Annotated in this window: 21 protein-coding genes; 6 read left to right on the top strand and 15 right to left on the bottom strand. The window is 56.4% G+C overall.

Annotated features, from left to right (window positions below; all coding sequences use genetic code 11):
- Positions 1 to 14: 14 nt before the first annotated feature.
- Together DBR37_RS01945 and DBR37_RS01950 are read right to left on the bottom strand one after the other, a co-directional pair.
- Positions 15 to 1,079: an ABC transporter ATP-binding protein gene (locus tag DBR37_RS01945; RefSeq protein WP_124572615.1), complete on the bottom strand. Its 1,065-nt coding sequence runs from the start codon at positions 1,077 to 1,079 to the stop codon at positions 15 to 17.
- Between the two features lie 10 nt (positions 1,080 to 1,089).
- Positions 1,090 to 2,172, bottom strand: a complete 1,083-nt coding sequence (locus DBR37_RS01950; protein WP_124572616.1) for a porin — start codon at positions 2,170 to 2,172, stop codon at positions 1,090 to 1,092.
- A gap of 438 nt (positions 2,173 to 2,610) precedes the next feature.
- Here DBR37_RS01950 and DBR37_RS01955 point away from each other — a divergent pair, with 438 nt between their 5' ends.
- The 3 genes from DBR37_RS01955 to DBR37_RS01965 all read left to right on the top strand — a co-directional run bounded on the left by DBR37_RS01955 (position 2,611) and on the right by DBR37_RS01965 (position 5,794).
- Complete coding sequence (locus DBR37_RS01955) at positions 2,611 to 2,901, top strand: hypothetical protein (protein ID WP_124573234.1); 291 nt, start codon at positions 2,611 to 2,613, stop codon at positions 2,899 to 2,901.
- Positions 2,902 to 3,052: 151 nt separating this feature from the next.
- Positions 3,053 to 4,531 carry a DUF1800 domain-containing protein gene (locus DBR37_RS01960; protein ID WP_233588267.1) on the top strand — a complete coding sequence of 493 codons (1,479 nt, stop codon included), beginning with the start codon at positions 3,053 to 3,055 and terminating at the stop codon, positions 4,529 to 4,531.
- Positions 4,532 to 4,582: 51 nt separating this feature from the next.
- Positions 4,583 to 5,794 (top strand): DUF1501 domain-containing protein, encoded by a 1,212-nt coding sequence (locus DBR37_RS01965; RefSeq protein WP_370454218.1) that lies wholly within the window; start codon positions 4,583 to 4,585, stop codon positions 5,792 to 5,794.
- Between the two features lie 59 nt (positions 5,795 to 5,853).
- Here DBR37_RS01965 and gpmA read toward each other — a convergent pair whose 3' ends face one another.
- A complete protein-coding gene (gene gpmA / locus DBR37_RS01970) occupies positions 5,854 to 6,576 on the bottom strand; it encodes a 2,3-diphosphoglycerate-dependent phosphoglycerate mutase (protein ID WP_124572619.1) in 723 nt (240 codons plus the stop codon).
- Positions 6,577 to 6,839: 263 nt separating this feature from the next.
- Between gpmA and DBR37_RS01975 the strand changes: the two genes are divergently transcribed.
- A complete protein-coding gene (locus DBR37_RS01975; RefSeq protein WP_124572620.1) occupies positions 6,840 to 7,460 on the top strand; it encodes a DUF2242 domain-containing protein in 621 nt (206 codons plus the stop codon).
- Here the strand turns inward: DBR37_RS01975 and DBR37_RS01980 are convergent.
- From DBR37_RS01980 to prpR, 12 genes are all read right to left on the bottom strand, one after another.
- Positions 7,435 to 8,832: an efflux transporter outer membrane subunit gene (locus DBR37_RS01980; protein ID WP_124572621.1), complete on the bottom strand. Its 1,398-nt coding sequence runs from the start codon at positions 8,830 to 8,832 to the stop codon at positions 7,435 to 7,437. The genes DBR37_RS01975 and DBR37_RS01980 overlap by 26 nt on opposite strands.
- Before the next feature lie 12 nt (positions 8,833 to 8,844).
- Complete coding sequence (locus DBR37_RS01985) at positions 8,845 to 10,797, bottom strand: MacB family efflux pump subunit (RefSeq protein ID WP_124572622.1); 1,953 nt, start codon at positions 10,795 to 10,797, stop codon at positions 8,845 to 8,847.
- The gene (locus tag DBR37_RS01990; protein ID WP_124572623.1) at positions 10,791 to 11,969 is read right to left on the bottom strand and encodes an efflux RND transporter periplasmic adaptor subunit; all 1,179 of its coding nucleotides are present in this window, start codon (positions 11,967 to 11,969) and stop codon (positions 10,791 to 10,793) included. Before DBR37_RS01990 ends, DBR37_RS01985 begins: the two co-directional genes overlap by 7 nt.
- A complete protein-coding gene (locus tag DBR37_RS01995) occupies positions 11,969 to 12,592 on the bottom strand; it encodes a hypothetical protein (protein ID WP_124572624.1) in 624 nt (207 codons plus the stop codon). The genes DBR37_RS01990 and DBR37_RS01995 overlap by 1 nt, the downstream gene beginning before the upstream one ends.
- 83 nt (positions 12,593 to 12,675) lie before the next feature.
- A complete protein-coding gene (locus DBR37_RS02000) occupies positions 12,676 to 13,029 on the bottom strand; it encodes a DUF3325 domain-containing protein (RefSeq protein ID WP_233588252.1) in 354 nt (117 codons plus the stop codon).
- Between the two features lie 13 nt (positions 13,030 to 13,042).
- Positions 13,043 to 13,366: a hypothetical protein gene (locus DBR37_RS02005; protein WP_124572626.1), complete on the bottom strand. Its 324-nt coding sequence runs from the start codon at positions 13,364 to 13,366 to the stop codon at positions 13,043 to 13,045.
- Positions 13,367 to 13,395: 29 nt separating this feature from the next.
- Positions 13,396 to 14,040, bottom strand: coding sequence for a nickel uptake transporter family protein (locus DBR37_RS02010; RefSeq protein ID WP_124572627.1), 645 nt, complete (start codon positions 14,038 to 14,040; stop codon positions 13,396 to 13,398).
- Between the two features lie 47 nt (positions 14,041 to 14,087).
- A complete protein-coding gene (locus DBR37_RS02015) occupies positions 14,088 to 15,725 on the bottom strand; it encodes a PepSY domain-containing protein (RefSeq protein WP_124572628.1) in 1,638 nt (545 codons plus the stop codon).
- 239 nt (positions 15,726 to 15,964) lie between these two features.
- On the bottom strand, positions 15,965 to 18,343 hold the full coding sequence (locus tag DBR37_RS02020) for a TonB-dependent receptor (protein ID WP_233588253.1): 2,379 nt from the start codon (positions 18,341 to 18,343) through the stop codon (positions 15,965 to 15,967).
- A gap of 157 nt (positions 18,344 to 18,500) precedes the next feature.
- Entirely contained in the window at positions 18,501 to 19,478 is a 978-nt protein-coding gene (locus DBR37_RS02025; protein ID WP_124572630.1) for a FecR domain-containing protein, read from the bottom strand.
- Entirely contained in the window at positions 19,471 to 19,977 is a 507-nt protein-coding gene (locus tag DBR37_RS02030) for a sigma-70 family RNA polymerase sigma factor (RefSeq protein ID WP_124572631.1), read from the bottom strand. Before DBR37_RS02030 ends, DBR37_RS02025 begins: the two co-directional genes overlap by 8 nt.
- A gap of 169 nt (positions 19,978 to 20,146) precedes the next feature.
- Positions 20,147 to 21,781: a propionate catabolism operon regulatory protein PrpR gene (gene prpR / locus DBR37_RS02035; RefSeq protein WP_124572632.1), complete on the bottom strand. Its 1,635-nt coding sequence runs from the start codon at positions 21,779 to 21,781 to the stop codon at positions 20,147 to 20,149.
- Positions 21,782 to 22,025: 244 nt separating this feature from the next.
- Here prpR and DBR37_RS02040 point away from each other — a divergent pair, with 244 nt between their 5' ends.
- Both DBR37_RS02040 and prpC read left to right on the top strand, forming a co-directional pair.
- Positions 22,026 to 22,907, top strand: coding sequence for an oxaloacetate decarboxylase (locus DBR37_RS02040; protein ID WP_124572633.1), 882 nt, complete (start codon positions 22,026 to 22,028; stop codon positions 22,905 to 22,907).
- A 42-nt stretch (positions 22,908 to 22,949) separates the two neighbouring features.
- Positions 22,950 to 24,113 (top strand): 2-methylcitrate synthase, encoded by a 1,164-nt coding sequence (gene prpC / locus DBR37_RS02045; protein WP_124572634.1) that lies wholly within the window; start codon positions 22,950 to 22,952, stop codon positions 24,111 to 24,113.
- Positions 24,114 to 24,139: the final 26 nt, after the last annotated feature.

Below are 24,139 nucleotides of genomic sequence, written 5' to 3' on the forward strand. Positions count from 1 at the left end.
ATTTCCTTGTTTAATCAGGCGGCTTGCGGCAACCAGCGTAAACGCTGCCAGTCCACCGTCAGGTCTATCATCTGGCCGTGCGCCAGGCGGGTATCGGTCGTCAGGACCAAACCCTTGGGCGCATCGGGAGTACGCACTTCGGTGATGAAGCGCCCGTTGCGATAGCGTTGCATCAGGACTTCACCGCGGAAACAATGTGCTGCATTTGCTGCCAGCGATAAAGCCGATTGCGGGATGAATAAATGCTCGGCATCGATTGCTGCATTCGGCGCAAAACGCTGATGCCATGAATGCGGGACTTCCTTCGCATGCAGCAAGGTGCCGAGTTTGAGGAATTCTGCGATCAGGGTATTGGCTGGTTCAGTAACCAGCATGTCTGGCGTTGCCAGCTGGCGTATGCGTCCACCCTGCATGACAGCCACCACATCTGCCAGCGCAAAGGCTTCTTCCTGATCATGTGTGACGTAAACCGCAGTCGTACCCATGCTACGCAACAGGTGACCGATTTCATGACACAGGCTTTCACGCAAGTCGCGATCAAGATTGGACAACGGTTCATCGAACAACAACACCTGCGGTTCCGCCACGATTGCACGCGCCAGTGCCACGCGTTGTTGCTGGCCACCGGACAGACTCGACGGACTGCGATCTTCGTGATTTTTCAGACCGACGATTTCCAGCGCACGCGCAACACGCGGATCACGCTGCTTCTTCGGCATGCCGCGCATCTCCAGCGCAAAAGCGACATTCTTGCCGACACTCATGTGCGGCCATAATGCGTAATCCTGGAACACCATGCCCAGACCGCGTCCTTCCGGCGGCAAAAAGTGGCCGTCACCGGCCACCAGTTTGTCGCCAAAGAGTATGCGTCCATGTCCGGGGGCGACTGGCAACAAGCCCGCCAGCAACTTCAGCAGGGTCGTCTTGCCGCAACCGGATGGGCCAAGCAAAGCCAGTACCTGGCCCGGTTCGAGATGTATATCGATCCGATCAAGTACCGGGTTTTGCGCAAAGCGATGGGGCAGGCCATCGATGGTGATCGATGTGCCTTCCGTCTTCCTGGCTAAACTCTCTGTCATTGCTTACACATCAGAATGTATGACGGATACCGGCCATCGTACCGAACTGATTTTTACCAGCGATAATGTCGCTGCCGAAACCGTTCACGCCGAGGTTGGAACCGTTCTTGTTCATCGCGTATGAGTTGATCAGGTACAGATCGGTACGCTTGGACAAGGAGTACTTGACCAGGGTGATGATGGACGAAGGATCCTTGTTGGAATTCTTGACGTCGGTCTTGTAGTACGAAGCATTGAGTTGCAATGCATCCGATACCTGATAACTCGCGCCTATCCACGCCATATTGGTGCGTGTATCAGCTGTGCCTACGACTTCCTGCTTGCGTCGCAGGTAACCACCCAGCACTTCAGCTGCGCCTATCTTGTAACGAGCACCAAACGTCAGGTGAGTATCGGTATTGTTTTCCGCCGCAATACTGGTGCCATTTTTGCGGTCATAGACGATCGCTGTACGCAGGCCATTACCGTTGTATTGCACACCGCCACCGACCTGACGACCGACCTTGCTGTGTCCGGCAACTTCACCAGCTGCAGGTACAGCCGCGCCGGATTTGACGGTATCAAAACCAGCGCTGTAATAAGCGGAAACATCGAAAGCGCCAAACTTACCGACGTACTTGACCGAGTTATCCATGCGGTCCGAGAAAGAACCATCATGCACTTTGGACGACCAGGTCGCGTTATCCATGGTGTTGTACTTGCTCATCCATTCCAGCATCAGGCTGTTTTGACGGCCCAGCAACAAGCTGCCCCACGAACCTTGCAAACCAACATAAGACTGACGGCCAAACGCGCGGTTGCTTTGCAGGTAAGCGCCAGTGTCATAAGCGACGCCGCTCTCCAGCACGAATACCGCTTTCAAACCGCCGCCCAGGTCTTCCGTACCACGGAAGCCGATACGCGAACCCGACAAATTGCCGGAGCTGATACGCGACACATTGTTGTTGCCAGCTGTAGTTGCGTTGTTGATGACTTCCAGACCGGCATCCGCGATACCGTAAATAGTCACATTGCTCTGTGCCGCTGCGTTACCAGCCAACAACAATGATCCGACAGCGGCGCTGATAGCGACGCTGAGTAACTTAGCCTGCATTAAATTCCCCTGATTTTGAAAAAGAAATCGCCCCGCAAATGCCTGGGCGAAGCAATGCGCTGTGATCGCAACGTCGTGCAATTCAATTGAGGAAGCATCCCTGTATGCCTCACCCCGACAGCGAGGTGGAGAATAGAATTTAAATATTTCTGGTTGATGACAAATGGCTGATGAAAAATGTGTCTCACCGCTTTTAAGATTTATCGGATCGCGTGAATTTATGCGCAGCCTTACCTCTGTTTACCCGGGCGAAACCCGCAGAAACACTTGCTTACACTTCAATCGCAATTCCTGTCATCGCCAATTTTGGAAGGCACGTTTATGTACGCGTAGCTACGTAGAATCCCCTACTGCTCACTAGACACAACAAACAACACTTAAGGAAAAATCATGTCGAACGCAATTCGTAAAACTCTGTCCCTGATTGGTGTAGTCGGCATGCTGGCTGCTGTAAGTGCGCAGTCATTTGCTGCGACTGAATTTCAAAAAGAACATCCACGTCGCGCTGAAGTAAACCACCGCCTGGAAAACCAGGACAAACGCATACACCAGGAAGTAAAAGAAGGAAAGATGTCCAAGGCAGAAGCGAAGAAACTGCACAAGGATGACCATCAAATCCGTAAAGAAGAAAAAGCCATGGCCAGCCAGAACGGCGGTCACATCACCAAGCTCGAACAAAAAACCCTGAACCAGCAAGAAAATAGTGTGAGCAAGCAAATCGGCAAATAATCGTCTATCTTGTGTACTGAATGAAAAGGCCTGTACAGGCCTTTTCATTTTGCTAGCCGACCAGTCTGTCCCCTGCATCTTGCCCGGAGGCATGAACGTGCACATCCCTATTCGCCAACCACTACGTAGCGCCGCGCTACTGCTCATTTCAGTGTGCGCTTTGCAAACCCAAGCAGCACCTGTGACGCAGGATCAGCAAGCATTGCTGGTGTTGAATCGCCTGGGATACGGCCCGAAACCGGGCGACCTGGAACGCGTAAAGCAAATTGGCATAGACAACTATATAGAACAGCAATTACATCCGGAGAGCATCCCGCTACCACCCGCACTCAGTAATCGGCTCGCAGCACTGGAAACCGTGAATCAGCCCACCGGGGCAGTACTCGCCGAATTCCTCTCACTGCGCAAGGAAGCGCAACAGAATAAAGACGAAGAAGGAGCCAGGCAGCAGCAACGGCAATTCGTCACACGCCTGACCGACCAGACCGCCGAAGCCAGACTGGCGCGCGCCATTGATAGTCCGCGCCAGCTGGAAGAAGTCATGGTCGACTTTTGGTACAACCACTTCAATGTCTTCTCCGGCAAGGGCATAGACAAGGCGCTAGTCGCCAGCTACGAACGTGATGCGATCCGGCCGTATGTACTGGGTTCTTTCCGCGACTTGCTAGGCGCAACTGCCCGACATCCGGCCATGCTGTTCTATCTGGATAACTGGTTATCGACTGCGGACAACGCAGTCGCGCGTGGCAAGAACCCGGGCAAACCCGCCGGCCTGAATGAAAATTACGCGCGTGAACTGATGGAGTTGCATACGCTGGGCGTCGATGGCGGCTATAGTCAAAAAGATGTGACTGAACTCGCGCGCATCTTCACCGGCTGGACCTTCAATCAACGCGAACTGGCGACACGTGGTCGCGGCTTCTACTTCGATCCGAAGAAGCATGACAATGGCGACAAGCATTGGCTGGGCCGCAACATCACGGCGCAAGGACAAGGCGAAGGTGAAGCGGCACTCGACATCCTCGCCATGCATCCGGCCACCGCACACCATCTCAGCTATCAACTCGCGCAATACTTCGTGCAGGATCAGCCGCCTGCCGCATTGGTTGAGCGCCTGTCACGGCGCTATCTGGAAACCGGCGGCAATATCCGCGAAGTATTACGCGTGTTATTCAGCAGCCGCGAATTCAGCGCGCAAGCCGGGACCGGCAGCAAGTTCAAAACGCCCTATCAGTTCATCGTCTCAGCCGCACGTGCCGGCGAAGTACAGTTCACGAATGTGCGTCCGTTCATAAATGCGCTGAATCAGTTGGGCATGCCGCTCTATGGCTGTCAGACACCTGACGGTTACAAAAATACCCAGAGTGCATGGCTCAATCCGGACGCACTGACGCGCCGGATTACCTTTGCCAATGCACTGGCTTCCGGTCGCCTGCCACTAAACAAGGTTGACGGCAACACGATGGAAAGCACGCGCAATGTAGCGGCACCGACTGTATTGGATACCAACACGCTGCTGTACACACTGGGCCCGGCTATTTCGGCAAGCACCCGCAACACGATAGAAAGCAGCCCGGCCGGATTACGCAGTGCGATGGTGCTGGGTAGTCCTGACTTCATGCAACAGTAATTACCAGGATTAAAGACGAGGCCCGCTATGCAACGCAGGAACTTCTTACACATGATGGCCGCCACCGGACTCCTGATCCCGGTTGGCAGCTCGGCCTGGGCCGCGGCCGGTGACGCGCAGACTGCCAACAAGCGCAAACTCATCGTGGTCATGCTGCGCGGTGCGGTCGACGGCCTGAATGTGGTCGCCCCTTACGGCGATCCTGAATATGCGCGTTTACGTCCGACCATAGGACTGGCCGCACCCGGACAGGACAATGGCGCACTCGATCTCGATGGATACTTCGGCCTGCATCCGGCACTCGCACCCTTGCAAACCTTATGGAACGAAAAGAAACTGGCCTTCGTCCATGCGAGTGGCTCGCCGGATCCGACCCGTTCCCATTTCGATGCGCAAGACTATATGGAGTCCGGCACACCCGGCAAAAAATCAACGCAGGATGGCTGGCTCAATCGCATGTTGACGATACTGCCGGGCCCGGTTTCGCCAACCCGCGCCATCAGCATAGGGCCATTGATGCCGCGCATACTGACCGGTCGCGCATCCGCCACCAACCTGCCCGCAGGCGACGCCGGCGGCAAGGCCAACCTGCTGGACAAACCACAAGTCGGTAACGCTTTTGACCAACTCTACCAAAACAATGAGAAATTTGGCCGCACCTACCAGGACGCCAAGGATGCGCACAAGGAAGTCATGAGCGCATCGCTGGAAAACGAAATGCAAATGGCCAACAACGGTGCGCCTTTGCCGAATGGTTTCCCCAAGGATGCGGCACGCCTGGCCAAACTGATGCGCAGCGATATCAATATACAACTGGCCTTCGTCGCGCTCGGCGGCTGGGATACGCATGCTAATCAGGGCAGCGGCACTGGGCAACTGGCGAATCGCCTGGCTCCTTTGGGGCAAGGACTCGCCACCCTGGCGCAACAACTGGGGCCGGTATTCCAGGACACCAGCATCGTCGTTATGTCAGAGTTTGGCCGTACCGCCAGGCAGAACGGCAATGGCGGCACCGATCACGGCCACGGCAACGTGATGTGGTTACTGGGTGGTGATATAGCCGGTGGCAAGGTATATGGTGACTGGCAGGGATTGTCGGGCGGCGGTTTGCATGAAGGGCGCGACCTGCCTGTCACGACCGACTTCCGCGCCGTGCTGGCACAGATCGCGGAACGTCATCTTTATCTGAATGACAAACAACTGGGGCAGTTATTCCCGGCTGGCCCGTCGTTCGGCAGCAATATCAATTTCATGCGTAGCTGAAACTGAACATCCGGCCAGGCCAAATAAAAAACCGGCGTCAGCCGGCTTTTTATTTTTACTTACAGTATCGCGGATGCACCCGGATGCGGAATATCTGTCATCGATTTTCTTTCCAGCACCCGCAGTGCGGTATCCAGTTTATAAACCAGCGGTACACTATTCGGTACATCGAAGCGCGCGACTTCTTCGTCCGGCATATCTTCCAGCAATTTGACCAGTGCACGCTGGCTATTGCCATGCGAAGAAATAATCACATCCTTGCCCTGCTTCAGCACCGGCGCGATCGTCTCGTTCCACACCACTCGCACCCGCTCCACCGTATCTTGCAGTGATTCACCGAGCGGCAATGCAGCACGTGGTACATCCTTATAGCGCGCCTGCTGTTGCGGAGCGCGTACATCAGCGCTATCCATCAGTGGCGGACGACTGTCAAAACCACGCCGCCAGGCCCACACCTGATCTTCGCCGAAGCGCTCTATCATCTCCGCACGGCTATGGCCGGTCAGTGCGCCGTAATGACGTTCGTTCAGACGCCAATGACTGATGACTGGCGTAAACATCGCATCCATCTCATCCAGAATCAGCCATTGCGAACGTATGGTGCGTTTCAACATGGAAGTAATCGCGAGGTCGAAACGGAAACCAGCCTTGGCCAGCGCACGCCCGGCACAACGTGCCTGCTCTATGCCATTCGCGGTCAGGTCGATATCTGCCCAGCCGGTAAAGCGGTTTTCCCTGTTCCACTGTGACTCGCCATGGCGAACAATCACCAGATTACCCATTACTTTTCTCGTATCGAAGCAACAAAGCATGAAGATTAACTGAGATTCGACTTGGCCGGAGCATCTGCCGCATTTTTCATTCTGCTTAAAAACAGCGAAAATAGCCGGATAGCATTAAGGCAAATGTAAAGAAAGTCCGCAAAATGGCTATTTAGAAAGCAAACACCGGGCTTTTTGGGGAAAATAGAAGGAATTTTTCAGGGCAGGCAGAGTCAATCAACAGCGCCTCGCCCGATATGCGCTCATTTTGGAGAATTTAGTTTATGCAATTCAGCTCCCGCATCCTGTTGTCAGCACTGATGCTGGCAACGATCGCCGGTTGCGCAGGGTCCAAGCCTGTTGCCTATCAAACGGAAAAATTCGATTCGACTGAAATTTATGCACGCCGCTTTACGGTTTCGTCCGAAGTCGCATGCGAGGCGGTGCGTCGCACCTTGTTGAGCCAGGGCTATGTCATCAGCGCATCCACCACCACGCAAATCGATGCGCGCAAGAGTTTCCAGCCGGAGAATGACGTCCACGTGCAGATCGCCTTCCGCGTGGTGTGCACCACCGACAATGCCGATGGCAACCTGACCTCGGTATTTGCGAATGCGCTGGAAGATCGCTATGCGCTGAAGAAAATCAATAATTCGGCCAGCGTCGGTGTCGGTGCACTGGGTTCCTTGTCCCTGCCGTTTTCATCGAGCGATGATTCGCTGGTCAAGGTTGCCAGCACCACGATTGCATCGGAAAAATTTTATTCCCGCTTCTTCCAGCTGGTGGAACGCTACCTGACGAACGAGGCAGCGCCCGCACCGGAAGCACTGGAAATGCCGGACGAGCATTTACGCCCGCCCTTCAAAACGCGCGCAGTACCTATCCCTGCGGCCCAGCAACAGTAGCCTGCCAGCCACCACCGAGCGCCTTGTACAGACTGACGGAGGCCTGCAAACGCAGCGTACGCAATTGCGCTGCGGCATCCTGCGCCGTATATAAAGTGCGCTGCGCATCCAGCAAAGTCAGCGACGTTTCCGCCCCCGCGCGATAGCGCGACTCAGCCAGATCAAAAGCACGCTGCGCCTGGCGCAATTCTTCATCTTGCGCAGTGCGTTGTGCATCGATACCGCTCAGCGCATTCAATGCCGTCTCGACATCGCCGAAAGCAGCAACGATGGCGCGTCGATAATTGGCCAGCAATTCTTCCCTTTGCGCCAGCGCCAGGTCACGCCCTGCAGCCAGTCGCCCGGCATTAAAGATAGGCGCAGCCAGGCCAGCGGCCAGGCTATACACCGGATTATCAAATACGCTGCTGACACGATTGCTGCCCGCAGTCACCTCGCCACCCAGGGTAATCCGCGGCAGCATCGCCGCGCGTGCCGCGATGATGTTTGCATCAGCCCGTGCCAGTTGCGCTTCCGCCCGTGCGATATCCGGACGACGCGTCAGCAATGCAGCTGGCAAGCCCGCGCCCGTGGTCGGTGCCTGCAAGCCTTTTAAATCAGTCGCCGCCAGACTCAGCAAGGATGGGTTACGCCCCAGCAGCACGGCCAGGGTCGTCTGGCTGTCTTCCGCTTGCTGGCGAATAGCGGCACGGGCGCGCATTTGCGCTGCCAGCACGCCACGCTGCTGCGCCAGTTCCAGCGGATTGGCCGCACCGGCGCGCGCACGCGACTCGATCACACCCAGCAAGCGCTGCGCACTCGCCACACTGAGATCAGCAATCGCCGCCCGTTCACGCAAACCCATGGTTTGCAGCCAGGCTGAAGCAACACCGGCAGTCACTGTCAGGTATACCGTGTCGCGATCAAATTCCGCTGCACGCAAATCGGCCCGTGCACTATCGCGCAAGGCACGGGTGCGACCCCAGAAATCCAGTTCATAGCTGGCCGTCAATCCGGCCTGGTACACGGTGCCGCTAGGCGTGCCATTGCCGTCACCGCCGAGGCGCCCGTTACGCGTCGCACCAACATTGCCATTCAATTCAGGCAGCAAGGCTGCACCGGCAATCGTCGCTGCTGCCTGCGCCTGCCTCACCCGGGCCACCGCTGCCGCCAGATCATAGCTTTGCAATTGCGCCGTTTCGAGCAAGCCATCCAGCTCGGTGCTGCCAAAACTACGCCACCAGTCGCGCGTCACGATGGAAGTCAGGGCATCACCCTGCTGCGCTTGCCTCCATTGCGGTGCCACTTCCGGCGCCAAAGTTTCTTGCGTACTTTGCGTCGCACAGCCGGCGAGCAACAAGGCAGCAGAAAATCCCATCAATATCTTCTTCATTTCTTCATCCGCTTATTCAGAAGCCAAAGCGATCACAGGATCCAGACCGGCCGCCTTCTTCGCCGGCATGTAGCCGAAAATCAAACCGGTAGCGACCGCACAGGCAAATGCACCGATGATGGCCGACAGCGAAAAAATCACCGCCACATTCCAGAACAACAGCGCCGCGCCTATCGCCAGGCCGGAAACCACACCGATCACACCGCCCACCACCGACACCAGCACTGCTTCAGTCAGGAACTGGCGCAGGATGTCGCGTTCGCGTGCGCCGGTTGCCATACGTATACCGATTTCACGTGTGCGTTCACGTACCGTCATCAGCATTACATTCATCACTCCGATACCGCCGACGATCAGGGACACGGCGGCAATCAGGCCCAGCATCATTTTCATCGCGTTACTGGTTTGCGCAGCAGCCTGCAATTTTGCTGCGGCATTACCGATACGGAAGTCATCGCGTCCGCGTCGTTCTATCAGCAGCTTTCTCATCGCAGCTTCGGCCGCCTGCACCTGATCTTCCGACGCGGCTTCAACCACCGTGTAATCCGGTTCGGCACGTGCATCGTAGACGCGCATGCGGCCGGAGTTGTACGGGATGAAGACCATTTCGTCGTAATCCTGCGAGCCGGAATCCGCACCGCGCTCAGCCATCACGCCTATCACTTCAAACGGCGCATCGACGATCAGGATTTGTTTGCCAAGAGGATCACTGCCATCCGGGAAGAAGTTCTTCCATGCCTTGTGGCCGATCACCACTACCGGCGCCAGATCACGGTCTTCCGCCGGTGTGAAGAAACGCCCCTTGCCGACGCGCCAGCGATGCACCAGCGGCATCACGTAGGCGCTGGCGAATGCGTAGACCTGGCGATCAACGTTGCCATAACGTACGGTGACCGGATCGCCGATGATGGGCATAACGTGACCGATTTCCGGCAAGGCCGCGACCGCGTCCAGATCTTCTATCGTCAGCCGTCCCGGCGGGCCACCATTCGACGGATGCCCGCTACCCAGATACATAATGGTGGTACCGAGCGATCCCATTTCATCGATAACGCGTTGCTTGGCACCTTCACCCACGGCCAGCATCACGATCACCGAGGCGACACCAATCACGATGCCGAGCAGGGTCAGGCCGGTACGCGTACGATTCAAGCGCATGCCGCGCCATGCGGTACGCGCTGCTTCACGCAAATCGTCCCAGAACGAAGCCCCGGCGTCGCGTCCTGCTTGCGTCATATCCGGTGCAGGCAAAGCTTGTTTAATAGTCGACACGCCGGAGTCACCGACGATTTCACCATCGCGTATTTCTATGACACGCCGCGCCTGATCCGCGACATCGCGATCATGTGTAATCAGGATAATGGTGTGTCCGGCATCGGCCAGTTCATTCAGCAGCGCCATGACTTCCGCACCGCTCTTGCTATCCAGCGCACCCGTCGGCTCATCAGCGAGGATGATGCGGCCGCCATTCATCAGGGCGCGTGCAATCGAGACCCGTTGCTGCTGCCCGCCGGATAACTGGCTCGGCCGATTATCCAGTTTGTCGCTCAGGCCGAGGCGTGTGAGCAAGGCCGAGGCACGTGCCGCGCGCTCATCTTCCGGCATACCGGCATAGATGGCGGGCACTTCAACGTTCTCCCGGGCGGACTCGGTTGCTATCAGGTGATAACCCTGGAACACGAAACCGAAAGCCTCACGTCGCAACCATGCCAGTTCATCGCTATCCAGCGTGGCGACATCGCGCCCGCTAAACAGATAGCTGCCCGAGCTCGGCCTGTCCAGACAACCCAGCAAATGCATCAATGTCGACTTACCAGACCCGGAAGCACCGACGATCGCCACGAACTCACCGGCGTGTATCTTCAGCGATAAACCATGCAGTACTTCTACCGCCGGGGCATCGCCATTTCCTCCGTATTGCTTGCGTATCTCTCGCAGCTCAATCAGCGGCGCGTCTGTTACCACTGAAACCTCCGTGTCTTGGTCTGCGCCACGACCTCACCGGTAATCAGCTTTTCACCTTCCTTCAAACCTTCAACCACTTGCACCGCCAGCCGGTCGTTGACACCTGCACGCACTTCACGTGTTTGCGGCTTGTCATCGCTGCCGAGGATACGTGCCGTGTACATCTGCGGTTTTTGTTCTACTGGTTGCAAGGCACTCAAAGGCGCTACCAGCACGTCGCGCGCCGAAGCCGTGATGAAGGAAACCTGCGCCGTCATTTGCGGCAACAGTTCTGCATCCTTGTTATCCACATCGAACAAGACTGTGTATTGCACCACTTTGCTGACCGGAGTCTGGTTCGGATTACTTTGTGTAGCCGGGGCCGCAGGCGGCGCTGGCAAGACCTGACGGACTTGTCCATTCCAGCGACGACGATCACCGGCCAGCGTCGTAAAGTAGGCCGCCTGTCCTGCCTTGACGCGACGGATATCCGCCTCTGATACCGTGGTCCATACCGTCATTTCCGACAGATCGGCTATACGCATCAGCGTCGGCGTCTGGTAAGTTGCATTCAGCGTCTGCCCTTCTTTCGCATCGATGCCGATGACCGTACCACCCATCGGTGCATAAATCCGCGTGTAGCCGAGACGAGCCTCATCCGCCTTCAGGCTGGACTGGGTCTGTACGATGCGCGCCTGGGTCTGCGCAATGCGTGCCACGGCAGCGGCCAGATTGGCTTCCGCAGTCTGCACATCTTCCAGTCGCGTAGATTCGTCCTTGTGCATCTGCTGCTGGCGTTCATGCTGTTGTGCGCTTAATTTATGCTGCGCCTTTTGCTCTGCCAGCTGCGCCTGCAACTCGGTTTGTTGTGCACGTCCGGCATCCACGGTTGCCTGCAACACGCTGGCATCGATCTCTGCCAGCAATTGGCCCTTCTTGACGACATCACCCGGCTGCACATGCAGCTTCAATACCTGGCCGGATACCTGCGCGCCGACCTCAACCGAACTCATGGGCTGCAGCGTACCGATCGCCGTTACCGTCGCTTCAATATTGCCACGTACTACCGGTGCGACTTCATACTGTGCATCACCACGATTACCGGACCACAAACCGACCGCCGCCAATGCAGCGACCAGCACCACCAGACCCACTGTCTTTTGCTTGCGGGTAAAGCTCTTGCGCGTATTCATTATTTGTTGACCTCAAACGTCAGCGTTGCCGTGTGGCGTACATCTTCATACTTCTTGCCATCCAGAGTAACGGAGCCATTGACGCGTGCCGACACTTCCAGGAAATAGCGTGCCGGGAACAAAGCGTTCAGCGTAACGGTGCCATCCTTAGCCGGCTTCAATACACGATGCCAGCCTTCCGAGGTTTCTACATTGACCTGCGACGCGGCCACCGTATTACCTTTCCATACCAGCTTGAAAGTATTGCCATTGGCTTCGGTCGGTACTAACTCCAGGTCGTTGACAGCCTTGGTTTCGCTGCGACCGTTCTTGGCCTGAAAATAATTCAGCACACCCTTTTCACCGATACGCATTGCCGTCAGGCGCAAATCACCGCTGGCTGGGGCTGCGATATTCAGACGTTCTGCTTCCGTTGACAGCGGCAAATCCTTGCCATCAGCCAAAAAAGCACGCGCTGCGCTGAGACTAGCGGTAGATCCCTTTACCGCTTCAAACTCGCCGACATAAGCATGCGCCGCACCGGCCGCGTCACGCTCCAGCCAGACATAGTCGGCATGCGCCGCGGCGCTGGTCAGGAACAAGCTGGTGGCCAGCAGAGCAAAAGGAGAAAAGAAAATACGCATAAACCCTCGTAAAAAAATCATCCCGAACCAGGTCGGGGAAAAAGGATGCCGTGCGCCAGGCACAAGGTCATCCCGTCATTCAGTCAGCCGCATATCCATTGCAAGCCCAGGCCGAGTAATCCTAGAGGCATGGCAACGATAGTCAGGGCAACGGTCAGTTTCGGTATATATGACAGGGAACAGGCGACGCCCAAAGCCGCCAGCGTCAACAAGCCACACCACAAGGTGAGACCGACAGCGACGCCCCAGCCTTGCAGGCAGGCCGTTAGTGACAGCAATAACAATATCCAGCCCAGGCTGCGCAACTGTAGCCGGCGCCGGGCAGGTACCTCACGCTGCTCGGTCAGTTGCTCATAATGGCGATCCATCGCCAGACTCAATCCGCTCATCCCGGCAAACAGGAGCGAAAAGGCAGTCAACGTTGCTATCAAGACCACGACGTTCCTCGCTTCACGCTGCCAGCAGGCGCAAGCCTGCATAGACGACAGCCAGCAAGATGCCGGCAAAACTCAAACCCACAGCGGCACGCAACACGGTGTGAGCAGTAAATACAAACATCACGGCGATGCCGTAGATAACAAAACTCCACAAACTGGCCGTCAGCAATGCCTCGGCTTGCGGAGCAGAGAAAAGAACAGGCAAGAGCATGGCCAGCACAATGATGGCCAGCGACGACAGCAGGTAGCCGCCGACAACTGCCAGCAATACGCGCGACGCCACCATCCAGCGATAGCGCGCGGTATCTGCGACAAATACTTTGCTGATCAAACTCATGCCTGTCCTTTAAGGTCTGTCTATGCTGCTTACTTGGCGACGAAACTCAGGGTCGTGGTGTACGAGATTTTTTGTACTTTCTCGCCAGCCACTTCCAGATCACCCTTTTGCTCATGCGCGCTCATCAGGATATAGCGGCCCTTGCCCTGCACCGGCACTTTGATGTGACCTTCCTTATCGGTAGTGAAAGCCTTGACCCATTTGTCCGGGTTGATAACGCTTACTTTTTTGTCTGCAACAGGTTCGCCTTTGAAGGTCAGCGTGAATACATTGCCGTTGGCTTTCACAGGTACCAGTTCAAAATCCAGTGCAGCGGCAGTCTCGCTGCGACCTGCACGCGAGTTAAATACAGCAGCCTGCAGCTGACCGTCTTTGTTTTTCCATGGCTTCCAGACCTGATCCGCGATCAGGCGTACGTCGCCGCTGCCCGTTACCGCTGCTTCCAGATATTCATTTTTGGTCGTGAGCTTGGCCAGTTGCTTGCTGTCTTTACCGAACACTTGTGTGGTCGCGGCAAGCTTGGCCACGTCATCACCATGATCACGTTCACCATCGACGTCACCAACATAGACTTTTGCCGGACCCGAGCCATCACGCTCGACCCAGACCTGATGAGCGCTCGCAGCGATAGCGAACGATGAAAGCAACATAGTGGCGAGTGTTTTCTTGATCATGTAAATCTCCTTTAGTGATGTGTAAAACAAAATGAAACAAATATCTGTCAGATAGCGTTTTCCAGACCTGCAGCAGCTGACGCAGTACGCGCCGGACGCACCTGCGCGGGCTGGCTCTTTAACTTGCGTTGCACCTTGCGCGCAGCTAGCGCAAAGAACACCCCCAGCGCCAGCATCGTCAGGTCAAACCCGGCCAGCACCCAATCACCTGCCGGCAAAGTCACACCCAGATGACGCTCGGTAGTGACTGCATTCAGAAGCGGCAACAGCAGGAACGCCGCCGCGGCCAGCGACAATTCCTCGACCCAGGCACGCAATGCGGGACGGAAGGCGGGGTACAGCAATGCCAGGCCCCATGCGATAAACATCGCGTGTACTTCCCATTCACGTCGTCCGGCAAAATCAGCCGGAATCAGGCGATTGGCCCAGAAGTAAACCGCAACGGCTGTCGACAGTCCGGCTATGGTGCCGATATTCAGGCATTCGACCAGGCGGAAACCGAACTCGCGACGCTGCCCTGCCTTGATCAGCTTGTCCTGCTTTACCTTGCGCTTTACAGTCCACAGCACCAGGCCAGTGGCGATCATCGATGCGCCCAGCAGGCCAGAGATCAGATAAATCCAGCGCAACAAAGGGCCTGCGAAGCGGCCTTCATGCAAGCCGAGTATCACCGACTGGAAGGCACGCGAACCGGACTCCGGCGCTTCCGCCTCGACTTTGGCGCCGCTTACACCGTTAAAACGCAAAGCAGGTGTATTGCCGATATCGCCACCCGAACGGCGCGCTACGGTCACTTCGCTTCGGGCATCGTAAGGACGCGAAATATTGAAGCGCTGCACCTGTCCTGCGCCCCATTCCTTTTCTGCCGCGACCAGCAAAGGTGCCAATGGCGTCAGGGTTGCCGGTACGACCGGACCTTTTTTTGCATTATTGCGTTGCGGGTAAAGCTCTTTGAAAAACTGGTCACGCCCTTCTTTTTCAGCCCCGTATATCGCCGTCACACCCAAAGGCATGTAATTGAACATGAAGAAAACCAGGCCACTGTAGGTAATCATCACGAAGAAAGGCAAAGCCATCACGCTGATGATGTTGTGCGCATCCAGCCACGAACGTTGTCCTTTGGCCGGACGGAAGGTGAAAAAGTCCTTGAAAATCTTCTTATGGGTGACAACACCCGTCAGGATCGCCAGAAACATCAGCATCGTACAAATGCCGACCAGGCGGATCGCAACATCGTATGAGATGTAATGCAATTGATAATGCATGCGATACAGCAGATGACCGCCGCCGGTAGCGCGCACCTTCTCGGCGTCCACTGCCTCGCCGCTGTGCGCATCCAGCGTCACACGCTTGCCGCGATTCCGGCCGCCGCCCTCGCCCTCGGCACGCTTAGGCTGCCAGCTCACGCCCAGATTAGGCTGCGACCTATCCCCCGGCAAACTGATAGTCCAGGACTCGGCCCCAGCCGCGTGTTGCTCCAGATAAGCCTGTGCCTTGGCCAATGCATCTTGCGGCGCGACGTCGGCAGATGTCACCAAAGGCAGCTCAGGCCGCATCCAGCGATCGATTTCATAGGTGAAATAGCCTGCCGTTCCCGTCACGAAGACGAAAAACAGCACCCAACCGACCACCAGCCCGGTCCAGGTATGCAACCAGGCCATGCATTGGCGGAACCCTTCCTTCATAGTGACCACCCACGGTTCATCCTGCGGCCGGCGCGGGCAGCAGCAAGCTTGGGCAGCACAGCCACAATCAGGGAAGAGTCAGAAATACGCATAAAACCTTGCTTCATTATTCAGTCTGCCGGGACGATGATTCACCGCCCCTTACTTACTATGACCAACGAGATTGAAAAAAGGGCCACCCGGAGTGCGATCAGACACTCCGGGTGGCATGTACTGCCTGCTGCAAATACGCTAAAAGCCTAGAAACGCATATCCAGTCCTACCCGCACATTGCGCGGTGCGCCGTAGTAGGCACCACCGGTGGTGGTGTAATACGATTTATCAAAAGCGTTATAAAGATTGGCCGTCAGCGTCAACTGTTTGGAAATCTGATAACGCGCCATCAGATCCACGACCGAATACGCCTCTTGCGTGAAGCGCGTCCTGGCAGGACCCTGGTTGTCGCTGTAAATCTCGCTTTGCCAACGCACACCACCACCGACGGTCAGACCATCACCAAAGCCGGCCAGACGATAAGTCGTGAAGAGCTTGAAGGTGTTTTGCGGGATATTGGTATTGAGCGGCATGTTGTTGCGATCAGAAGTCATGCTGCGCGCATAGCCTATCGAACCCTGCCAGTTGCGTGCCAATTCGCCACTCAACTCAGCTTCAAAACCACGGGTGGAGGTACCGGAAACCGCGCGGTAGGCTTGCGATCCGTCCGGCGCAAAGACGCCTGGAATGGAAACACCCAGATTGTCTTGCTGGATTTTAAATATGGCGACGCCCAGGTTCAGGCGCTTGTCGAAGAATTCGCCTTTCGCACCGATTTCATAACTTTTACCCAGCAATGGATCAAGAAAGTCGCCGGTTGGCGTCTTATTGCTTTGCGGCTTGAAGATGTCGGTGTAGCTGGCATAACCAGACCAATTCTTATTGAAGTCGTACACCAGCCCGGCATAAGGTGTGACCTTATTATTTTGATAGGGGCTGTTTTTGACGGTGGACTGGACACGCTCCCAATTCGTAATGCGCGCACCGACAATGACAGACAAGGCGTCAGTAGGCTTGAAGCGCGCAGTTGAATACGCACTGCTCATGCTTTCCTTATCCTGGTAACTGCCCTGCACGGCGGTGTTCGGATTGCCTGGCGTATTCCCATCCCAGGTATAGATATTCGGAACCGGCAACACAGTCCAGCCGCCATAGGTAGGCGCATCCACGGTTGTACGTGCGATCGTCGTACCGACCACTAAATCATGTTTGCGGCCCAGCAGATTAAACGGCCCGCTGGCGTACAGATCCAGGCTGTTCTGCGTCGGATTACCGACCCAGCGACTGGCGTACAACGTAGAACCGGCACCAGTTACCTTATTGGGTACGCCAACTACCATGTAGCCCAGCAGTTCATCGTAATCAACTTTCCCCTGGCTCAAGGTTCCCTTGACCAGCCACTCGTTATCGAATTGATGCTCGACAGAAGCAAAGATGGCCTGGCTGTGGCGCCTGGAATAAGCCCACGAGGCAGCCGCGGAATCGGAACGCGCCCAGTTGGTACGTGAACCATCGGAGAAGTAAGCAGGACGCCCACTGCGCGAATGGCCGGTGGCATCATGGTTTTGCAGCGTCACACCAAAAGTAGCCAGGGTCGTAGGACTGAGGTCAGCCTCGAGTATGCCGTAGAGGATTTCTTTCTTTTCGTGCAGACGATCTATGTAGGAATCATTTTCCTGATACGCCGCCACTACCCGTCCGCGCAAGGTACGTGCTTCATTCAGGGGCGCCGAGATATCGGCTTCTGCACGATAGTAATTCCATGATCCGGCCTCCACTTTTGCGGAAGCCTGGAATTGCGACGTCGGCCGCTTGCGCATCAGGTTAATCGTCGCGCTGGGTGAACCCACGCCATTCATCAGACCGGTAGCACCGCGCACCACCTCAACCCGGTCATAGAGCGCCATGTCATTGCTCTGGAATACCGAGCTATACCCGGAGAAAACCTGGCCCACGCCATCGACCTGATAATTTTCCACGGCAAAACCGCGCGCATAGATCGGACTCGAATCCGACCCGGCATTACCGCTTTGTGCAATCACCAGACCCGGCGTTTGCGCTACCACATCGGACAGTTGCGATAAGCCCTGGTCATCCATGCGTTGCCGTGTAATAACGCTGACCGACTGCGGCGTTTCACGTATCGATAAGTTCAGGCGCGTGGCTGTACTGGCCGCACCCGTAGTGTAGGAACCCGTACCTTCAGTGGTCGCACCTTGCACTGCAGTGACCTGCACTTCCGGCAAAGTCGAGCTATCACGCGGCGCACTGGCACCAGACGATATTTTTCCCAGCGTATAACTGCCGTCGGTACGCTGCACCAACTCCAGGCCACTGCCACTTAACAGTCGGCGTATGCCTTCACGCCCGGTATAAGTGCCGGACAAGGCCGGACTGACCAGGCCCTCGGTCAGCGCGGGATCAAACGAAAGCGCGATACCGGCCTGCGCAGCAAAACTGGACAGATTGCGCCCCAGCGGACCCGACGCCAGGCTGTATGAACGAGCAGCAACCGCGTCCAGCGTATCGGCCGCGGCATGTGCAACTGGAATTAAAGCAGAGACACTGGCGAGTGCCATACTCATAAGCGCTATCCGGATAGCGTGGTTTAAACGACGCTCAACAAGGCGCGGGCTTGCAGATGACATGAAATTGAATTCCTTTTCAACAATAGAGAATGTGTTCTTCAATCTCTCTGCCAGTTGAAAAGGAAAAAAGTATCAGCCCCTGGAAAATATTTATTCAACGCGCTACTAAAGTGATCCAGTGCCCGCGCAAGCGCGTTTGTGCATCTACCGGATAAGTGGATACCAGCATCGCCAGCGCCTTATCTGTATCTCGCAAAGGGAAAGCACCGGACACCCGGACTTGCGCTACCGCCGGATCAACGCGAACGATGCCACTGCGGTAGCGGCTCAGTTCTGCGGCAAAGTCTGCCAGCCGCATGCGGTCTGCAACCAGCATGCCTTCCGCCCACGCAATGACGACGTTATCTGCCTCGGCTATTTCACCTATCGAATTTTTGGTAAATGTCACCTGCTGCCCGGCATGCAACACCTGTTGCAGCGCATTTTGGTTGGGTGTGATCCTTACCGCACCTTCCAGCACGGCCAAATGTGTAGTCTCTTCATTCACGCGCACACTGAAACGTGTACCGAGTGCTTCCATCCGCCCTTGCGTAGTGCTGACACTGAAAGGGCGATAGATCGCTGTTGCTTCACGCGCGGTCTGCACCAGGATTTCTCCGCTGCGCAGATTGATATTGCGTTGCGCGGAATTGAAATGAACATTGAAAGTAGTTGCCGTATTCAGCGTCACTTCGCTGCTATCCGCCAAATGCATGACACGCTGCTCACCTACTGCCGTACGACAATCAGCCATCCAGTCCTGCGCAGCTATCACTTTCCAGATGCCCCAGCTTGCTGGTGCAAGCGCAAGAATCGCAGCCAGTTTGGTAATTGCTGCACGACGTCCTGCCGCTGGCTCACGATTCAGTGCGGGCATAGCCAATGAAGAGGGCAAACCGCCCAGCTTATTCAACAGCAATTGCGCACGCGCCCAGGCGCGCGCATGTTCCGGACTGCGCTTGCTCCAGCGCTCGCAGGCGCGCCGTTCTTCATCTGTCGCACCGGCACAGAGCTGCATCAGCCAATCCGCGGCCTCATCCAGAATGAGCGGATCTATTGCTTCAGGTCTTTGCATCACGCGCGGCTCACTCATGGAATGCCAGACAATGCAGGAATGCCTGCTTCATATACCGTTTGACGGTAATGAGCGATGTTTCCATTTGCAACGCGATTTCTTCGTACTTCAGACCTTCAATCTGCGACAGCAGAAATACCCGCCTGACCCTGGATGGCAAGGCATCCAGCATGGCGTCGATTTCATGCAGTGTTTCCAGAATGATGTAGCGCTGTTCGGCCGAAGGTGCCTGCGGCTCCGGTAGCAAAGCCAGTGCATCCAGATACGCACGCTCCAGCGCCTGGCGCTGATACCAGTTGATCACCAGACCTTTGGCCACGGTAGTCAGGTAGGCGCGTGGCTCCTTGATCGCGGAAATATCACGCGAACTGAGAATGCGGGTGAAAGTGTCTTGCGCCAGATCGGCCGCATCGAACGCATTACCCAGCTTTTTGCATAGCCACCCCTGCAACCATCCGTGATGGTTGCTGTATAGCGTGCTGATCTCGTGGTTGAGCGCGTTTTCGGTGGCAGACATGTCGTTTTCCCCTACCAGCACCGGGGCAACACGCCACTAAATGATGATAAGAATCATTCTCAATTGTATCTGGAGAAAACGATGGATGCAAATGCGGGCCAGCCCTTGTCGTCGGGAAGCGACATGAAACGACGCCAGATATCGTCCGGATGTATGTGCGTTGCGCCTGTTAATCCACCGGGTCTTGTGCATCGTCCGCCGCTTGCAACCTGCGCCACAAGGTGGTGCGACTGATGCCCAGATAATTGGCCGCCGCTTCGCGATTACCGTGAAAGCGCTGCAGTACCTGCTGCAAATTTTCTTCCGCTAGCGGCAACACATGCGGGGCCGGAGCAGCGAGATGGCTGAGTTCGGGCGCGATGCTTTTCAGGAAGGCCGGGGTCAGGGCCTGTAATGGCGCCGCCGCCAGAAACAGCGCCAGGCGCTCCATCAGGTTACGCAGTTCGCGCACATTTCCCGGCCACGCATAAGCAGTCAGCACAGGCAGACAAGTCGATATCTCGGCCTGCAGATTGGCGGGCGACCGGACATCCAGCGCGGCCAGCGCAGTTTTTAAATACCATTCGGCCAAAGTAGCCAGGTCTTCCTTGCGCTCGCGCAAAGGTGGCAAGTCCAGTCGCAATACACTCAGCCGGTAAAACAGATCCGCGCGGAAGCGCCCCGCCCTCACCCGTGCATCAAGATCGCAATGCGTGGCACTGATGATGCGTACGCTCACAGGTATCGGCCGGGTGCCGCCCACCCGCACCACTTCACGCTCTTCCAGCACACGCAGCAAGCGCGTCTGCAAAGACAAAGGCATCTCGCCAATCTCATCCAGGAATAAGGTGCCGCGATGCGCGGCCTCAAACAAACCGGCACGGCCACCGCGCCGTGAGCCGGTGAATGCACCCTCTTCATAGCCGAATAATTCAGATTCCAGCAGCGACTCTGCCAATGCGCCGCAGTTGACTGCAACAAACGGATGGCCCGCCTGCGTCTTGCCCTGCATCAGCGGATGGGCGCGATGTATGGCTTGCGCGACCAGTTCCTTGCCGGTGCCGGTTTCGCCCTGGATTAATACGGTGGCAGCCGATTTCGCAAACAGTGTGATCGACTGCCGCACGCTTTCCATCGCGGCCGATTCACCTCGCAAGTCCTTGATGTGATGTTTGGCGCGCAAAGTGTCCGCCACCGGAAAGCTGCGTCCACGCGTCGCTTCCAGTTGCGTCAGACGCGCCAGTTCCAGTGCATCTTCAAAAGCCTGCCGGATGGAGGCGGATGAATAGACAAACACACCGGTCAGGCCGGCCTCTTCGGCCAGATCGGTAACCAAACCCGCACCAACGATGGCTTTCACGCCAGCTGTTTTGAGTTCATTGATCTGTGCCCGTGCGTCTTCTTCGGTCACATAGGTGCGCTGCGCGATATGCAGGCCAAAAGTGGTCTGGAATTCGGCCAGTGCGGGCATGGTTTCCTGGTAGGTGACGAGGCCGATATCCGGCGTGATCTTGCGTGCCCGCGCCAGCGCCTGCATCACATCGAAGCCGCTGGCCCTGGCGATGATGACGGGCACCGAGAGACGGCTTTTAAGATACGCGCCGTTCGAGCCCGCGGCAATCACGGCATCGCAACGTTCGGTCGCCAGTCGCTCGCGTATGTGCCGCACGGCATCTTCAAAGCCTAAATGGATGGGCTCGATATCGGCCTGATCATCAAATTCCAGCGTGATGTCGCGAAACAACTCGAACAAACGCGAAATCGAAACGGTCCAGATCACCGGCTTGTCGGCTGCGTCACGGAAAGGAGAGGTCGAACGTTTCATGTTTCACCCGCACGTTTCAAACGTTTCAAATGTAACACGGCTTTTGTCTGCAACGTCGATATCGCGCAGCTTTGCGGAAACCCGCATCGCCGCTCAAGCATTTGATTTACAAGCAATTTCCATGGAGCCACGCATATTGACAGTCGTTACGCATCCCGCAGCTGCGGCATGGCACAGGCATTGCAAATACAGTACGCAGCGAACTCCGTGAAACACCATGAACACCCTGGCTAAAGGATATGCAATGAGCAGTCAGTCCAACAGCAGCAAGCAAGTGTTACGTGACAAAGTAAATGCCCGCCGCGGCTTGCTGGTGCCCGGTGCCTTCAATGCGCTGTCAGCACGTGTCATCGCCGACCTGGGTTACGAAGCGCTCTATATCACCGGCGCGGGCGTGACCAATATGTACTTCGGCATGCCGGACCAGGGCTTCATCGGCCTCAATGAACTGGCTGACCACACGGCCCGCATCCGTGACGCAGTTGATATCCCCATCATCGTCGATGCCGATACCGGCTTCGGCAACGCCCTGAATGTACGCCACACCATACGCACGCTGGAACGCGCCGGTGCCGATGCAGTGCAACTGGAAGACCAGGTTGCCCCCAAACGTTGCGGCCACTTCAACGGCAAGGAAGTGCTCTCCTGCGCTGAGATGGTCGGCAAGATACACGCCGCCGTTGATGCGCGCAGCGACGCCGGCATGCTGATCATGGCCCGCACCGACGCGCGCAGTGTGCATGGCTTCGAAGATGCACTGGAACGCGCGGCACGTTATAGCGAAGCCGGTGCCGATATCCTCTTCGTCGAAGCCACCGAAACCGCAGATGAAATCCGCAAGCTGCCGCAGTTGCTGGACAAACCGCAACTGATGAACCTGGTCATAGGCGGCAAGACACCAATATTCAACGCCGATGAACTGGCCGACCTCGGCTACGGCATCGTGCTGTACGCGAATGCGGCCCTGCAAGGCGCGGTGGCGGGCATGCAAAAAGCCCTCACCGTGCTGCGCGACACGCATCGCCTGGATGAAGACCCTGCGCTGGTCAGCCCGTTCAGCGAACGCCAGCGTCTGGTCAACAAACCTTATTTCGATCAACTGGAAAAGAAATACGCCGACAAATAAGCACAACAGATCACGAATACATACATCCACAAGGAGACAGGTATGAGCGCATCACAGGAGACACCCGCTGCAGGCTTCAAACCCAAGAAATCCGTTGCACTCTCGGGCGTGACTGCAGGTAATACCGCACTCTGTACGGTCGGTAAAACCGGCAATGATTTGCACTACCGTGGTTACGACATCCTGGATATTGCTGACAGTTGTGAATTTGAAGAGATCGCCCACCTGCTGGTGCATGGCAAGCTGCCTACCGTGGCTGAACTGAAAGCCTACAAGATCAAACTCAAGGAATTGCGCGGCCTGCCTGCCAACGTCAAGGCTGCGCTCGAATGGCTGCCTGCTGCTTCACATCCGATGGACGTGATGCGTACCGGCGTCTCCGCCCTGGGTTGCGTGATTCCGGAAAAGGATGACCACAATGCACCCGGCGCACGTGACATCGCCGACAGGCTGATGGCTTCGTTAGGCTCCATCCTGCTCTATTGGTATCACTACAGCCACAACGGCAAACGGATAGAAGTCGAAACTGACGATGATTCGATAGGCGCGCACTTCCTGCATCTGCTGCACGGTGAAAAACCATCTGCAAAATGGGAAAAGGCGATGCACACCTCGCTCATCCTGTACGCCGAGCACGAATTCAACGCCTCGACGTTCACCGGACGCGTCATCGCCGGTACCGGCTCCGACATGTACTCCGCGATCACCGGCGCCATCGGCGCGCTGCGCGGTCCCAAACATGGCGGCGCGAATGAATTCGCTTTTGAAATCCAGAAGCGCTACGAAAATCCGGACGAGGCAGAAGCCGATATCAAACGCCGCGTTGACAACAAGGAGGTGGTGATCGGCTTCGGTCACCCGGTCTACACCATCTCCGACCCACGCAACAAAGTCATCAAGGAAGTCGCACGCACCTTATCCAAGGATGCCGGCTCGATGAAGATGTACGACATCGCCGAGCGCCTCGAAACGGTGATGTGGGATGTCAAAAAAATGTTCCCCAACCTCGACTGGTTCTCTGCTGTCTCGTATCACATGATGGGTGTGCCGACCGCCATGTTCACACCGCTGTTCGTGATCGCTCGCACCTCCGGCTGGGCCGCGCACATCATCGAGCAAAGGATAGACAACAAAATCATCCGTCCTTCCGCGCACTATGTCGGCCCGGAAGACCTCGCCTTCGTGCCGCTCGCCAAGCGCAAGTAAGCCGCTCAACCATACCGATTACAGGA

Source organism: Herminiimonas sp. KBW02 (assembly GCF_003852535.1).
Taxonomy (GTDB): domain Bacteria; phylum Pseudomonadota; class Gammaproteobacteria; order Burkholderiales; family Burkholderiaceae_D; genus Oxalicibacterium.

Bases quoted from the DNA above. Each gene is read 5' to 3' on its own strand.
- DBR37_RS01945 (WP_124572615.1), bottom strand. From the start codon at position 1,079: ATGACAGAGAGTTTAGCCAGGAAGACGGAAGGCACATCGATCACCATC.
- DBR37_RS01950 (WP_124572616.1), bottom strand. From the start codon at position 2,172: ATGCAGGCTAAGTTACTCAGCGTCGCTATCAGCGCCGCTGTCGGATCA.
- DBR37_RS01955 (WP_124573234.1), top strand. From the start codon at position 2,611: ATGCTGGCTGCTGTAAGTGCGCAGTCATTTGCTGCGACTGAATTTCAA.
- DBR37_RS01965 (WP_370454218.1), top strand. From the start codon at position 4,583: ATGATGGCCGCCACCGGACTCCTGATCCCGGTTGGCAGCTCGGCCTGG.
- gpmA (WP_124572619.1), bottom strand. From the start codon at position 6,576: ATGGGTAATCTGGTGATTGTTCGCCATGGCGAGTCACAGTGGAACAGG.
- DBR37_RS01975 (WP_124572620.1), top strand. From the start codon at position 6,840: ATGCAATTCAGCTCCCGCATCCTGTTGTCAGCACTGATGCTGGCAACG.
- DBR37_RS01980 (WP_124572621.1), bottom strand. From the start codon at position 8,832: ATGAAGAAGATATTGATGGGATTTTCTGCTGCCTTGTTGCTCGCCGGC.
- DBR37_RS01990 (WP_124572623.1), bottom strand. From the start codon at position 11,969: ATGAATACGCGCAAGAGCTTTACCCGCAAGCAAAAGACAGTGGGTCTG.
- DBR37_RS01995 (WP_124572624.1), bottom strand. From the start codon at position 12,592: ATGCGTATTTTCTTTTCTCCTTTTGCTCTGCTGGCCACCAGCTTGTTC.
- DBR37_RS02005 (WP_124572626.1), bottom strand. From the start codon at position 13,366: ATGAGTTTGATCAGCAAAGTATTTGTCGCAGATACCGCGCGCTATCGC.
- DBR37_RS02010 (WP_124572627.1), bottom strand. From the start codon at position 14,040: ATGATCAAGAAAACACTCGCCACTATGTTGCTTTCATCGTTCGCTATC.
- DBR37_RS02015 (WP_124572628.1), bottom strand. From the start codon at position 15,725: ATGAAGGAAGGGTTCCGCCAATGCATGGCCTGGTTGCATACCTGGACC.
- DBR37_RS02020 (WP_233588253.1), bottom strand. From the start codon at position 18,343: ATGAGTATGGCACTCGCCAGTGTCTCTGCTTTAATTCCAGTTGCACAT.
- DBR37_RS02025 (WP_124572630.1), bottom strand. From the start codon at position 19,478: ATGAGTGAGCCGCGCGTGATGCAAAGACCTGAAGCAATAGATCCGCTC.
- DBR37_RS02030 (WP_124572631.1), bottom strand. From the start codon at position 19,977: ATGTCTGCCACCGAAAACGCGCTCAACCACGAGATCAGCACGCTATAC.
- prpR (WP_124572632.1), bottom strand. From the start codon at position 21,781: ATGAAACGTTCGACCTCTCCTTTCCGTGACGCAGCCGACAAGCCGGTG.
- DBR37_RS02040 (WP_124572633.1), top strand. From the start codon at position 22,026: ATGAGCAGTCAGTCCAACAGCAGCAAGCAAGTGTTACGTGACAAAGTA.
- prpC (WP_124572634.1), top strand. From the start codon at position 22,950: ATGAGCGCATCACAGGAGACACCCGCTGCAGGCTTCAAACCCAAGAAA.